The sequence below is a fragment of the Micromonospora sp. NPDC050276 genome (assembly GCF_044459545.1).
GTDB lineage: Bacteria > Actinomycetota > Actinomycetes > Mycobacteriales > Micromonosporaceae > Micromonospora.
The window spans coordinates 1-12869 of record NZ_JBITJA010000004.1 but is presented as its reverse complement, the minus strand read 5'-3'; the positions used below and the strand labels follow the sequence as shown (position 1 = coordinate 12869).

Below are 12869 nucleotides of genomic sequence, written 5' to 3'. Positions count from 1 at the left end.
TGAGCGCGAGGAGTGAGCCGGGGTTGCGAGCCCCGCAGTCGGGCCGGGTCGATGGGGAGCGGTTGCGTGATCGCATCGCGGTGGAGTTGGCGCGGGCCCGCGCGCGCACGACGTTGCTGACCGAGGTGGTCGACGACGCCGACCTGATGCGCCAGCACTCGCCGCTGATGTCGCCGTTGGTCTGGGATCTCGCCCACGTGGGCAACCAGGAGGAGCTCTGGTTGGTCCGTGACGTCGGGGGTCGGGAGCCGGTCCGATGTGACATCGACGAGCTGTACGACGCGTTCAAGCAGCCGCGCCGAGATCGCCCCGCGCTGCCCCTGTTACCTCCCGCGGAGGCGCGCGCCTACCTGGGCACTGTCCGGGACAAGGTGTACGACCTGCTCGACGCGGTGGCCTTCACCGAGCGGCCGCTGGTCGCCGACGGGTTCGCCTTCGGCATGATCGTCCAGCACGAGCAGCAGCACGACGAGACCATGCTCGCCACCCACCAGTTGCGTTCGGGGCCGGTGGTGCTGCGCGCCCCCGCGCCGCCGGAGCCGTCGGTGCGGGTCGGTGCGGAGGTGCTGGTGCCGGCCGGCGAGTTCACCATGGGCACCGACACCGACCCGTGGGCGCTGGACAACGAGCGTCCCGCGCACCGGGTCGACCTTCCGGCGTACTACATCGACGCTGCTCCGGTGACCAACGGCCAGTACGCGGCCTTCATCGCCGACGGCGGCTACACCGAGCAGCGGTGGTGGAGCCCGGCCGGCTGGGCGCACCGTGTCGCGGAGCAGCTCAGCGCGCCGATGCACTGGCGTCGGGACGGCGACGAGTGGTCGTATCGGCGCTTCGGTCAGTGGGATCGGGTCCGCGCCGACGAGCCGGTGGTGCACGTGTGCTGGTACGAGGCGCAGGCGTACGCGGCGTGGGCCGGCAAGCGGTTGCCGACCGAGGCGGAGTGGGAGAAGGCGGCCCGCTGGGATCCGGCGACCGGGCGGTCCCGCCGTTACCCGTGGGGCGACGACGACCCGACCGAGGCGCACGCCAATCTCGACCAGCGCCATCTGCGGCCGGCGCCGGTGGGCGCGTACCCGGCGGGTGCCTCGCCGTTGGGGGTGCACCAGCTCGTCGGTGACGTCTGGGAGTGGACCTCGACGGCGTTCGACGGGCATCCCGGCTTCACCGCGTTCCCCTACCGCGAATACTCCGAGGTCTTCTTCGGCGACGACTACCGGGTGTTGCGCGGTGGCTCGTTCGGCACCGACCGGTCGGCTTGTCGGGGCACCTTCCGCAACTGGGACTATCCGATTCGCCGACAGATCTTCAGCGGTTTCCGCTGCGCCCGGGACGTGCGACCGGACGAGTCGTACCGGTGAATCGCGGCACGACCGGCGGCCCGGCGGCGGGCCGGGGGCGCTGATGTGTCGCCATCTGGCCTACCTGGGGCCGCCGGTCACGCTGGCCGAGTTGTTGTTCGACCCTCCGCATTCGCTGCTGCGGCAGTCCTGGGCGCCCCGCGACATGCGGGGTGGCGGCACGATCAACGCCGACGGCTTCGGTGTCGGCTGGTACCCGGGCGAGGGTGAGCCGGTGCGTTACCGGCGGGCACAGCCGATCTGGAGCGATCCGACCATCGCCCAGCTCGCGGCGGTGACCCGCAGCGCGGCGGTGGTGGCGGCGGTGCGTTCGGCGACGGTCGGGATGGCGGTGCTCGACGGCGCCGCGGCGCCCTTCGCGGAGGGACGGTGGCTGTTCAGCCACAACGGTGTGATCCGCGGCTGGCCGGACGCCGTGGTGCCGCTGGCCGCCGGCCTGCCGGTGCGTGACCTGCTCACCCTGGACGCCGCCACCGACTCGGCGCTGCTCTGGGCGCTGGTGCGGCATCGGTTGCGCGCCGGTGCCGATCCGGCCGATGCGGTCGGGCGGACGGTGACCGACGTCGCCGCCGCCGCGCCCGGGTCGCGGCTCAACCTGCTGCTCACCGACGGGCAGCAGGTGGTGGCCAGCGTGGCGGGGCACGCCCTGTCGGTCCGCGAGGCGCCGGGTTCGGTGTTGCTCGCCTCCGAGCCGCATGACGACGATCCCGGGTGGCGTTCGGTGCCGGAGGGGCACCTCGTCGTCGCCACCGCGGGCGAGGTGCGGGTACGTCCACTGCCGGCCCGGTGCGCCACGCCGGCAGCCAACGTTTGATCGAACAGAGAGGCGAACCGATGACCGCGGAACCCCTGGAGATCTACCTCGAAGAGGGTGACCTGGAGCGCGGCCTGCGCGACGACGTTCGGGTCGGGCTGAGCGCGGGGCAGAAATGGCTGCCGCCGAAGTGGTTCTACGACGCCCGGGGCAGCGAGTTGTTCGAGGAGATCACCCGTCTGCCGGAGTATTACCCGACCCGGGCCGAGCGGGCCGTGTTGGCTGCCCACGCGTCGGACATCGCGGCGCTGACCGGGGCCAAGACGCTCATCGAGTTGGGTTCCGGTTCGTCGGAGAAGACCCGGCTGCTGTTGGACGCCTTCACCCGCCGCGGTGGGCTGGGCTCGTTCGTCCCGCTCGATGTGTCGGTCAGCGCGCTGCGCGGGTCGACCGCCGAGATCGCCGCCGACTATCCGGGTCTGCGGGTCCGGGGGATCGTCGGGGATTTCACCCGGCAACTGGACCGGCTCCCCACTGGCGGCCGGCGGCTGGTGGTGTTTCTCGGTGGCACGATCGGCAACCTGCTGCCCGCCGAGCGGGCCGAGTTCCTGACGGCGATGCGCGCCGCGCTGGAGGTCGGCGACTGGTTGTTGCTCGGCACGGATCTGGTGAAGGACCCGTCGGTGATCGTGCCCGCGTACGACGACGCCGCCGGGGTGACCGCCGAGTTCAACCGCAATGTGCTGCGCGTGATCAATCGGGAGTTGGGCGCCGACTTCGATCCGGCCGCGTTCGAGCACGTCGCCGTCTGGGATCCCGAGCACGAGTGGATCGAGATGCGGTTGCGGGCGACCCGGCCGATGCGGGTTCGGGTGTTGGGCCTGACCGTCGACTTCGCGGCGGGCGAGGAGCTGCGTACCGAGGTTTCGGCGAAGTTCCACCCGGAGGGGATCGCCGCGGAGTTGGCCAGCGCGGGCTTCGGCACCACGGAGTTCTGGACCGACCCGGACGGGCTCTTCGGTGTGACGCTGGCGCGGGCGCGGTGAGCCTGTTCACCCGGTGCGGCCGGGCCGGACGGTGATCCGATAGGCTGATCACGCGAAGGGGAGTAGCCCCCAATGTCGTGGTCGACATACTGGTGCGTTCCGCATCCGGCCACGCGGCCCCGGTTCTCTCGGGGCGGGCGAGACCTTCGACTCAGGCTGTTGCAGCCGGGTCGAGGGCGCCCCTGTACCTCCTCCCGGCGTTGAACGGGAAGGACGTCATGGAGGGATTTTTCGCCGCGCTGGTCGTCAGCTTCGGCGTCATCTTCGTCGCCGAGCTGGGGGACAAGTCCCAGTTGATGGCGTTGACCTTCGCCACACGGTTCAAGCCGATCCCGGTGTTGATCGGCATCACGGTCGCCACGGCGGTGGTGCACCTGGCGTCGGTCGCGATCGGTGTGGGTCTCGGTGCGGTGTTGCCGACCGAATGGATCTCGCTGGTGGCCGGCGTGGCGTTCCTCGGTTTCGCGGCGTGGACGCTGCGCGGCGACAGCCTCACCGAGGAGGAGAAGCGCAAGGCGGAGAAGACCAGCAAGACCGCGATCGTGGCGGTGTCGGTGGCGTTCTTCCTCGCCGAGTTGGGCGACAAGACGATGCTCGCCACGATCACGCTCGCCACCAAGTACGGCTGGTTCGGCACCTGGCTCGGTTCCACGATCGGTATGGTGGCGGCGGACGCGCTGGCCATTCTGGTCGGCCGGACGCTCGGCCGCCGGCTGCCGGAGAAGACCATCAAGTACGGCGCCGCGATCCTGTTCGCCATCTCCGGTCTCTGGCTGATCCTGGAGGCGGTGAACGAGCTGACCTGAGCGCCGACTAGCTGCCCCGAGGGCGGGTAACGGCCCGGGGTGGAGCCGGCCGAGTTGCTGCGACACGGCGACCAGGTGTTGGTTGCCGTGGTGGAAGTGGCCGGCGCGCTGGTGATTTTCGTGGGCGCGGTCTGGGCGGCGGTGCGGTTCGTGGTCGAAGGGCTGCGACACCGCACCGCCGCTCATTTCACCCCGATCCGGCTCTCGCTGGGTCGGTTTCTGACCCTCGGCCTCGAATTCCAGCTGGCGGCCGACGTGCTGCGCACCGCGGTGTCGCCGTCGTTCGAGCAGATCGGCCAGCTGGCCGCGATCGCCACGATCAGGACGGCGTTGAACTACTTCCTGGGCCGCGAGATCCGGCAGGAGCAGCGTCAGGTGGCCGAGGGTGAGCGTCGGACGTGATCGGCAACCTGGTCACGACGGTCACCGCGCTCGCGCTGGTCGCCGGTGTGGTCACGGTGCTCGGCACCGGGGCGCTGCGCCCTGGCGTCCGGGTGCTGCTGGACCTGCTCACCGCGGTCGGCCTGCTCCGGCTCGCCGGCGATCCGGGGTGGAACGGCCTGGCCGGCGCGGTGGCGATCATCGCCCTGCGTCAGTTGCTCGGGGCGGCGTTGAGTCAGCCACCGCCATGGTCCGGGCGACAATCCCCGGCGCCCTGCGCCGAGGACGATCACCACCTACCGTTGGCCTCAACAGGTGAAACGGGAAAAGCGGGAGGATGACCACATGGCCCGGCACGACGAACCGAACGAGTACGGCTTCGCCGGCGATGGCACCGCCCCGGAGCCGCCGCCCGGCGGGAAGATTGACGAGCAGGATCGCGTCGAGGAGGTGGCGGTGCCGGGCGACGACCTCACCGGGCCGGCGGCCGAGGCGCTGGTCGAGGAGACCGAGGACCTGCCGCCGGCCGAGCGTCGCGACTGACGTTCGCAGCGGCCGGGGCGGCGGGGCGGCATCTCGGTGGGTTCGGCGGGCCGTCAGGTGGCGCTGCCGTCGGGGCGCTGGTAGACGTCGGGTACGCCGTCGCCGTCGGCGTCCAACCGCTCCCGCTCGGCCACCCTCCGGTACACCGCGTTGCGGCGGACGAGCACCGTGGCGGCCAGCGCGGCGGAGATCACCGAGCCGAGCAGTACGGCCGCCTTGACCCGGTCGTCGGCCGTGCTGCCGGCCCCGAAGGCCAGGTCGCCGATGAGCAGCGAGACGGTGAACCCGACGCCCGCCAGCAGGGCGATGCCGAGCAGGTCTGCCCAGGTGATGTCCTCGTCGAGTTCGGCGCGGGTGAACCGGGCCAGCAGGTAGGTCGAGCCGAAGATGCCGATGCTCTTGCCGAACACCAGGCTGGCGACGATGGCGATCACTATGGGATCGCTCAGCAGCGCCCCCAGATCGCTGCCGCGCAGGGTGACCCCGGCGGCGAACAGGGCGAAGATCGGCACCGCGAAGCCGGCCGACACCGGGCGCCAGCGGTGCTCCAGGCGCGCCGCCAACCCACCTTCGCCCGCCCTAGCGTCGTTCGCTCCCGTGCTGCCCGGCTCCGGGTCGTCCGTGACCGGTCGGTCGGCACCGGCCGTCCGGCGGGCCAGGACCGGGACGGTGAAGCCGAGGAGGACACCGGCCACCGTGGCGTGCACACCCGAGGCGTGCATCAGTGCCCAGGCCGCGATCGCGAGGGGGATCAGCGCCCACCACCAGGTACGCCCGCGCTGCACCAGCACCGCGAAGAGCCCGATCGGCGCCAACGCGGCGAGCAGTGGAACGGGCTGGAAGTCGGCGGTGTAGAAGATCGCGATGATGGTGATCGCGAATAGGTCGTCGACCACGGCGAGGGTGAGCAGGAATGCGCGCAGGCCCTGGGGTAGATGCGAGCTGACCACCGCGAGCACGGCGAGCGCGAAAGCGATGTCGGTGGCGGTCGGAATGGCCCAACCGCGCAGGCCCTCCCCGCCCGCGCTCAGGACGACCGCCAGGTAGATCAGCGCCGGCAGCAGCATCCCGCCGAGTGCGGCCGCCACGGGCAGCGCGGCCCGGCGCGGGTCGCGGAGATCGCCGGCGACGAACTCCCGCTTGAGTTCCAGCCCCACCACGAAGAAGAAGATCGCCAGCAGGCCGTCCGCCGCCCAGGTGGCCACGTCCAGGTCGAGGTGCCAGCGTGCGCCGCCGGGCCACGGCACGACCTCGCCGAGCCGGGTGTACGAGTCGGACCACGGGGAGTTGGCCCAGAGCAGCGCGATCACGGCACCGGCCAGCAGCAGCGCGCCGCCGACGGTCTCGGTACGCAGCACCTCGGCCAGGTGTCGGGCCTCCGGCCAGGACGACCGGGAGAACAGACGGATCGTCGGACGCGGCCCGGATGGTGGGGTGCGGGAGGTCATCTGCGGGGTTCACCTCGGGAATCGGGACGGCAGGAAACCACTCGCCGACCAGACTTCCCGGCACACCGTTGTCGAACCTATCCGGCGTCGCGGACAGGAAGGATCGCTGGGCCGATCGGTCGCCATCCGATCAGCCTTCGACTTTTCCCCGTCATCGCCGCTGCCGAATGGACGTTTGTCGGGTTGGTCATGCGGGTGCACTTCTCGGCACCGGAAAATGCATAACTCCGGACATAAGCCGTATAAGCCGCTTTAATGGTTTCACGAGTTTAGAGACGACCTTGGGGGTTTTCGTGAAGTTCTTTGCCGCAACCGGACCGGCACGGGGGCGCTCCTGATGGACCTGCTCCGCCAATTGCGCCACGTGCGTCGGCACTGGTGGGTCGCGCTGGTCACGGTCATGGTGGCCCTCGGCGTCTCGGCGTTTCTGACCGTCCGGGCCCAACCTCGGTACGTCGCCTCGGTGACCTTCTTCGTCACCACCCCCAACACCGGCGTCAGCGACGCCTACCAGGGCGGGCTCTTCCTCCAGCAGCGCGTCAAGTCGTACGCGGACCTGCTCAGCAGCGACCGGCTGGCGCAGAGCGTGGTGGCCGAGACCTCGGTCGGCCTCACCGCGGACGAGGTGCAGCGCCGGGTGAGCACCTCCACCGAGACCGGCACCGTTCTGCTGCGAGCCTCGGTCACGGACACCGACCAGGCCCGCGCGATGCGGGTGACGGAGGCCCTCGCCAACAAGTTCGTCGAGCTCGTGCAGAAGGTCGAGACGACGCCGGAGGGCAAGGCGCCCATCAAGATCGAAGTGGTCAGTGGCCCCCGGGTCAGCGCCAACCCCGTCTCGCCGCAGCCGATCCGCAACCTCACCCTCGGCGGCCTGGTGGGCCTGATCCTCGGCATCGGTCTGGCGATCCTGCGGGGCATCGCGGATGTCCGGCTGCGGGACGCCGCCGGCCTGCAACGCGCCACCGGCAGCCCGCTGCTCGGCGAGATCCCGTTCGAGGCCAACGCCCGCAGCGCCCCGCTCATCGTGGGTGACGCCGCGACCTCGGCGCGCGCCGAGGCGGTCCGCAAGCTGCGTACCAACCTGCGCTTCGTGGACGTCCACGAGCCGGCCCGGGTCATCGCGGTGACCAGCGCGCTGCAGGGCGAGGGCAAGACCACGCTCTCCTGCAACCTGGCCATCGCGCTGGCCGAGGCGGGCTGGCGGGTGCTGCTGGTCGACGCCGACCTGCGCCGCCCGAAGGTGGACGACTACCTGGGCCTGGACGCCGGCGTCGGCCTCACCGACGTGTTGGTCGGCGACGTGAAGGTGGGCGACGTCGTGCAGCGCTGGGGAGACAAGTCGCTGCTGGTGCTGCCCAGCGGCTCGGCCCCGCCGAACCCGAGTGAGCTGCTCGGCTCCAAGGCCATGTCGGACCTGCTGCTGGCGCTGCGCGAGTCGGCGGACATCGTGATCATCGACACCGCGCCGCTGCTCGCGGTGACCGACGGTGTGGTCGTGGCCGTGCAGGCCGACGGCGCGTTGCTGGTGACCCAGCAGGGCCGTACCTCGCGCAGCCAGGTTGCTGCGGCCGCCCGGTCACTGCACGCGGTCTCGGTCCGGCTGCTCGGCTGTGTGCTGAACATGGCCAAGGTGGCCAAGGCCGAGGCGTACCAGTACGAGGCCTACCGGGTCGTCGCCTCGACGGCTGCGGCGTCGATGCCGGCCGACCGGGCTGCCTCCGGTCGGCACAGCGCCACCGCGGATGGGGTCAACGGCGTCCCCGACCACACCCAGGAACTCACCCGGCTGCCCCGATGAGCGCGGCGAGGGGTCGCAGCGATCGTTCGATCTCCTCGGCGCAGCGTCGGAAGTCGGCCGCGGTGCCGCCAATCGGGTCCCGAAGGTCGTCCTCGTCCGGGCCGGCGGGTTGCAGCCGTCCCCGGGCCTGGGCGGCGGCGGCGATCGCCGCGCGCAACGGGTCGTCGGCCGATTCGGCGGGCGGCTCGGCCGCCGCGGCCAGCCGGCCGAACTGGCGCAGCGTGAACGTTCGGTGCAGCGCTCCCGGCGCCAACGCGGTGCAGACCGAGCGTTGGCGTCGGGTCGCGGTCAGTACCAGCGTCGCGTCGACCAGGTACTCGGGGCGCAACCCCCGGGTCCGGAACGCCGCCGGGTCCGCGCCGCCCTCGGTCGCGACCTCCATGGCGTACGGGTGCATGGTCAGCCCGTCGATCGCGTCGGTGCCGGCGCTGGCCACCTCGACGGATCGGTCGGCCAGCAGTCGGCGGGCCAGGTACTCGGCCATCGGCGACCGGCACAGGTTGGCGTGGCAGACGAACAACACGCGATCAGCCATCGGTGCCCCTCTCATCGGTGCGGACACGGGCGTGCACACCGCGAGGGCGGTGCGTCGACGCCGGTGGCCGCGCAGGGAGGGGTTGTCGGCATCGTACGCGGGCCGGGCACGCGCCGGTCGTGGTGCCGCGCCGTCCGCCGGCGATCCCTGCCGGACGGGGGAGCACCGGTGAAGATCGGCATCCTGTCGTACCACTTTCCACCGGAGCCGGCGTTCATCCCCGGGAGCCTCGCCGAGGAGTTGGCGGCGCGGGGGCACGAGGTACGGGTGCTGACCGGCTTTCCGGACTATCCCGGCGGGCACGTCTATCCCGGCTGGCGGCAGCGGTGGCACCACGAGACGCACAGCCAACGGCTGAGCGTCCGACGGGTGCCCCGGTACCCGGGGGGCGCCGGGTCCACCGGCGCCCGGATGGCCAGTTACCTCTCCTTCGCCGGCAGCGCGGGACTGGTCGCACGCCGGTTCCTCGGCGACGTGGACGCGCTCTACGTCTTTCAACTGCCGGCCACGACGTTCGCGGCCGCCGGGGTGCTCAAGCTCCTTGGGCGGGTGCCGGCGGTGCTGCACGTGCAGGACGTCTGGGCCCGCGACGGCGCAGACGAGGCGGTCGAGGGGCGTTGGGCGGTGCGGATGCGCGCCACGATGACCCGGATCTACCGGACCGCGGCGCGAATCGCGGTCGCCGCGCCGTCGATGCGGGACCTGGTGGTCGCCGCCGGCGCCGACCCGGCCCGGGTCCGGCTCGTGCTGAACTGGACCGACGAGCGGATCTTCCACCCGGCGACGCCCGGCGCGGCGGCCCGCCGGTTGATCCGTCGAGACGGTCGGTGCGTGGTGATGCATGCCGGGACCATCGGCGCGCGGCAGGGGCTGGAGACCGCGGTCCGGGCGGCTGCGGCGCTGGACCGGACGATGGATCTGGTCCTGGTCGGTTCGGGCGAGGCTGAGCGGCGGGTGCGCGGGCTCGCCGCCGAGCTGGGCGCAAACAATGTCCGCTTCGTGGAGCGACGCTCGCCGGTCGACATGCCCGAGTTGTACGCCGCCGCCGACTACCAACTGGTCATGTTGCGCGACCTTCCGGAGCTGCGCGGCACGGTGCCCGGCAAGCTCCAAGCCGCGCTCTCCTGTGCCGCACCGGTGATCGCGTCGGCCGGCGGGGACACGGCGGAGCTGGTCGAACGGGTCCGCGCCGGGTTGTCCTGCCCACCGGAGGACTGGGCGGCGCTGGCCGACCGGTTCTGGTTGGCCGCCACCATTCCGCCGCCGAGCCGCACGGAGATGGGTCGTCGGGGCCGGACCGCGTACCTGCGGGAGATGTCGTTGCCCGCCGGCGTGGACCAGATCGAGCGGCTGTTGCACGAGGCGGCGGGACGTGTCCCGCAACCCCTCGCGGAACCGCGAAGGAACCTCGCTTAAAGGACGACAAACGCAATAACGGTACGAAATTCCCTACAGCGTGCTAAGAACGTCAGGGAATCGACCTTCTGTCCGGTTCCGCGAACGGGAGTGTGGTGTGACGGAGAGCGAACGACCAATCCGGCGGCGAAGCCGGTCCCGGCGTCGTCGGCGTGCCCGACTGCGACGGGCCCTCCTCGGCGCCCTGGTGGTCAGCTCGCTGCTGCTGGCGACCGGCGGGTGGATCGGCTTCCGCGGCTGGCAGGCGCGCACTCACCTGCTCAACGCCGCTGGCCTGGCCCGGGAGCTGAGCGCCCAGGTGGTCGGTGGCGACACCGACCGGGCGCTGCGGACGCTCGCGGCCCTTCAGGAGCAGGCTGGCGCGGCCCGGGCGGCGACCAGCGACCCGAGTTGGGGGATCGGTCGGCACACACCGATCGCCGGCGACGATCTGGACGCCGTCGCGCAGATCGCCGTCGCCATCGACGAGCTGGCCCGGCAGGCGTTCCCGACCCTGCTCCGGACGGATCTGACCAGCCTGGTGCCGACCGGCGGTCGGGTGGATCTCGCCCGACTCACCGCCGTCTCCACGCAGCTGACCGGGGTGCACGAGTCGGTGCAGCGGACCCGTCAGAACCTGGCGGCGGTGCCGGCCGACCGCCTGGTCAGCCAGATCCGGCAGGCGCTGACCGACCTGCGCGCCGAGATCGATCGGCTGGCCAGCCTCACCACGGCGGCCGACCTGGGCGCCCGCCTGTTGCCGCCGCTGCTCGGCGCGAACGGCCCGCGACGCTACCTGCTCGTCTCGCAGAACCTCGCCGAGCTGCGGGCCACCGGCGGGATGTTCGGCGCGTACGCGGTGATCGAGGCGGAGAACGGCAAGGTGGACATGGGCAAGCAGGGCGCGAGCGCCTCGCTCGGCCGGTTCACCCCGGCGGTGAAGGTGCCCGCCGAGACCCGGGCGCTCTGGACGGACCTGCCCGGCATCTATCCCGCCGACGTCAACCTGTCCCCGCACTTCCCGACCGCCGCCGCGCTGTACCGCGAGATGTTCCGGCGCAAGACCGGCACCACGGTCGACGGCGTGCTGGCCGTCGACCCGGTGGTGCTGTCGTACCTGCTCAAGGCGACCGGCCCGGTGCTGGTCCCCGGCGGTGTCCCGCTGGCCAGCGAGAAGGTTGTGCAGACCCTGCTCAACGACAGCTACCAGCGGCTCGACCTCAAGCAGCAGGACGACTTCTTCGCGGCGTCGGCCGCCTCGGTGTTCGACACCCTTTTCAAGAAGAATGTCAACCCACGGGTGTTGTTGTCCGCATTTGACCGTGCTATCACCGAACGCCGGATATTGTTCTGGAGTGCCCGACCTGAGGAACAGCGGACATTCGGCGGAAGTCGGATGGCCGGGACGCTTCCGGAACAGGACACCGTGCCAACTGTCGGCGTGTTCCTCAACGACGGCAGCGGCGCGAAGCTCGGCTACTACCTGCGGCCGACGGCGAACCTGACGGTCGGCGAATGCCGGCCGGACGGCCGCCGTGAGCTTCGGCTGCGGGTGACCCTGCGCTCAACGGCACCGAAGTCCGGACTTAGCGAATCCGTGCTCGGTCTCGGTCTGGCTGGCGACCCGTACACCGCCCGGACGTTGGTGTCGATCTTCAGCCCGGCCGGTGGAGCGGTGCTTGAGGCTCGACTGGACGGGGCCGAGACGGCGCTCGGCAGCGGCACCGAACGCCGCCGCCAAGTGGCGACGGCAAGTGTCGACGTCAGCCCCGGCGCCGAGAAGGCACTGGACGTCACCGTGCTGACGGCCAAGACCGGCGTCGGGCAGGCCGAGTTGTGGCTGACCCCCACCGCCAGCCCATGGACCACCCAAGTTCATTCCGCACCAAGCTGTGATCAGTAGGAGGGAACCAATCATGCGGCTATCCCGCATCATCATGGCGCTCACGGTCGGCCTGGCCGTGGTGGCCGTGCCGACGGCAGCGGGGGCGGCACAGCCGCAGCCGACGCCCAGCGCAACCACCGACCCGCCGCAACCGCCGCCGTACCCGCCGACCGTCGCGTCGCTGACCGTCAACCGGCCGACGATCTTCCTCGGCGAGACGGTTGTGCTGACCGGCACCAACTTCGGACCGAACGAGACCGTCGACATCACGGTGACGGTCACCCCGCTGGCCGCTCCGGCCGGCGGTCAGGCTCCGGCTCGCCGCAGCGACGGCAGCACGGTGGCCATGGTCCCGGTGGCGCACCAGGCGAGTGCGCCCCTGAGCTTCACGGCGTTCACCGACGGTCAGGGCCGCTTCACCCGGCAGTACAAGCCGTCGGTGACGGGTCTGCTGACCTTCACCGCCACGGGCCGGGAGTCTGGCCGTACCGCCAGCACCGAACTGCGGGTGCTGCACAAGAAGCAGCCGCTGCCCGTCACGGGTGACAGCCTCGGCACACCCATGAAGCTCGGCGGCGGCCTGGTCGGCGCCGGAGCGGTCATGCTGCTGCTGACCCTGGCCTGGCGTCGCCGCCAGCGCCTCGGCGGTGCGGCGCACTGACCGGATAGCCGGGCCGCGCCCGGATCGCACTGAAGCTGGCGCCCGTCGGAACGTTCCGACGGGCGCCAGCCGCGTCGAAAGACCGTTTTGTGCCGGCCAACGCGGGCGGGCCCGTTCGTGATCGACTCGGGTTCGGTGATGTCGGGGTATCCCAAGGTCCTTGGGCTCAAGTGGTTGTTGCAACGGGGTGGATTCTCGTCAGGATGAGGGGTCATGCCGGGGCAGAGGTTGTCGTCCGCGGAGCGGGCGCAGA

General features: G+C 71.3%; 13 protein-coding genes. 11 read left to right on the top strand and 2 right to left on the bottom strand.

The window, feature by feature from the left end:
* Nucleotides 1–23: 23 nt before the first annotated feature.
* From egtB to ACIBF8_RS08930, 7 genes are all read left to right on the top strand, one after another.
* On the top strand, nucleotides 24–1361 hold the full coding sequence (gene egtB / locus ACIBF8_RS08960) for an ergothioneine biosynthesis protein EgtB (protein ID WP_396782456.1): 1338 nt from the start codon (nucleotides 24–26) through the stop codon (nucleotides 1359–1361).
* Between the two features lie 43 nt (nucleotides 1362–1404).
* On the top strand, nucleotides 1405–2175 hold the full coding sequence (gene egtC / locus ACIBF8_RS08955; protein ID WP_396781794.1) for an ergothioneine biosynthesis protein EgtC: 771 nt from the start codon (nucleotides 1405–1407) through the stop codon (nucleotides 2173–2175).
* Between the two features lie 20 nt (nucleotides 2176–2195).
* Entirely contained in the window at nucleotides 2196–3161 is a 966-nt protein-coding gene (gene egtD / locus ACIBF8_RS08950; protein ID WP_396781793.1) for an L-histidine N(alpha)-methyltransferase, read from the top strand.
* A gap of 218 nt (nucleotides 3162–3379) precedes the next feature.
* Nucleotides 3380–3967, top strand: coding sequence for a TMEM165/GDT1 family protein (locus tag ACIBF8_RS08945; RefSeq protein WP_396781792.1), 588 nt, complete (start codon nucleotides 3380–3382; stop codon nucleotides 3965–3967).
* Nucleotides 3968–4006: 39 nt separating this feature from the next.
* Entirely contained in the window at nucleotides 4007–4369 is a 363-nt protein-coding gene (locus ACIBF8_RS08940) for a DUF1622 domain-containing protein (RefSeq protein WP_396781791.1), read from the top strand.
* Nucleotides 4366–4689 (top strand): hypothetical protein, encoded by a 324-nt coding sequence (locus tag ACIBF8_RS08935; RefSeq protein ID WP_396781790.1) that lies wholly within the window; start codon nucleotides 4366–4368, stop codon nucleotides 4687–4689. Before ACIBF8_RS08940 ends, ACIBF8_RS08935 begins: the two co-directional genes overlap by 4 nt.
* Before the next feature lie 4 nt (nucleotides 4690–4693).
* Nucleotides 4694–4891 carry a hypothetical protein gene (locus ACIBF8_RS08930; protein WP_396781789.1) on the top strand — a complete coding sequence of 66 codons (198 nt, stop codon included), beginning with the start codon at nucleotides 4694–4696 and terminating at the stop codon, nucleotides 4889–4891.
* A 53-nt stretch (nucleotides 4892–4944) separates the two neighbouring features.
* Here ACIBF8_RS08930 and nhaA read toward each other — a convergent pair whose 3' ends face one another.
* Nucleotides 4945–6339: a Na+/H+ antiporter NhaA gene (gene nhaA / locus ACIBF8_RS08925; protein ID WP_396781788.1), complete on the bottom strand. Its 1395-nt coding sequence runs from the start codon at nucleotides 6337–6339 to the stop codon at nucleotides 4945–4947.
* A gap of 337 nt (nucleotides 6340–6676) precedes the next feature.
* On the opposite strand from nhaA, the gene ACIBF8_RS08920 reads away from it, so the two are divergent.
* Nucleotides 6677–8140, top strand: a complete 1464-nt coding sequence (locus ACIBF8_RS08920) for a polysaccharide biosynthesis tyrosine autokinase (RefSeq protein ID WP_396781787.1) — start codon at nucleotides 6677–6679, stop codon at nucleotides 8138–8140.
* Here the strand turns inward: ACIBF8_RS08920 and ACIBF8_RS08915 are convergent.
* The gene (locus ACIBF8_RS08915) at nucleotides 8121–8675 is read right to left on the bottom strand and encodes a low molecular weight phosphatase family protein (RefSeq protein ID WP_396781786.1); all 555 of its coding nucleotides are present in this window, start codon (nucleotides 8673–8675) and stop codon (nucleotides 8121–8123) included. The genes ACIBF8_RS08920 and ACIBF8_RS08915 overlap by 20 nt on opposite strands.
* A 168-nt stretch (nucleotides 8676–8843) precedes the next feature.
* On the opposite strand from ACIBF8_RS08915, the gene ACIBF8_RS08910 reads away from it, so the two are divergent.
* The 3 genes from ACIBF8_RS08910 (at nucleotide 8844) to ACIBF8_RS08900 (ending at nucleotide 12616) form a co-directional block, all read left to right on the top strand.
* The gene (locus ACIBF8_RS08910; protein ID WP_396781785.1) at nucleotides 8844–10091 is read left to right on the top strand and encodes a glycosyltransferase family 4 protein; all 1248 of its coding nucleotides are present in this window, start codon (nucleotides 8844–8846) and stop codon (nucleotides 10089–10091) included.
* Nucleotides 10092–10188: 97 nt separating this feature from the next.
* The gene (locus ACIBF8_RS08905; protein ID WP_396781784.1) at nucleotides 10189–11973 is read left to right on the top strand and encodes a DUF4012 domain-containing protein; all 1785 of its coding nucleotides are present in this window, start codon (nucleotides 10189–10191) and stop codon (nucleotides 11971–11973) included.
* Nucleotides 11974–11986: 13 nt separating this feature from the next.
* Entirely contained in the window at nucleotides 11987–12616 is a 630-nt protein-coding gene (locus ACIBF8_RS08900; RefSeq protein WP_396781783.1) for a hypothetical protein, read from the top strand.
* Nucleotides 12617–12869 lie beyond the last annotated feature (253 nt).

Bases quoted from the DNA above. Each gene is read 5' to 3' on its own strand.
- ACIBF8_RS08945 (WP_396781792.1), top strand. From the start codon at position 3,380: ATGGAGGGATTTTTCGCCGCGCTGGTCGTCAGCTTCGGCGTCATCTTC.
- egtD (WP_396781793.1), top strand. From the start codon at position 2,196: ATGACCGCGGAACCCCTGGAGATCTACCTCGAAGAGGGTGACCTGGAG.
- ACIBF8_RS08915 (WP_396781786.1), bottom strand. From the start codon at position 8,675: ATGGCTGATCGCGTGTTGTTCGTCTGCCACGCCAACCTGTGCCGGTCG.
- nhaA (WP_396781788.1), bottom strand. From the start codon at position 6,339: ATGACCTCCCGCACCCCACCATCCGGGCCGCGTCCGACGATCCGTCTG.
- ACIBF8_RS08900 (WP_396781783.1), top strand. From the start codon at position 11,987: ATGCGGCTATCCCGCATCATCATGGCGCTCACGGTCGGCCTGGCCGTG.
- ACIBF8_RS08930 (WP_396781789.1), top strand. From the start codon at position 4,694: ATGGCCCGGCACGACGAACCGAACGAGTACGGCTTCGCCGGCGATGGC.
- egtC (WP_396781794.1), top strand. From the start codon at position 1,405: ATGTGTCGCCATCTGGCCTACCTGGGGCCGCCGGTCACGCTGGCCGAG.
- ACIBF8_RS08920 (WP_396781787.1), top strand. From the start codon at position 6,677: ATGGACCTGCTCCGCCAATTGCGCCACGTGCGTCGGCACTGGTGGGTC.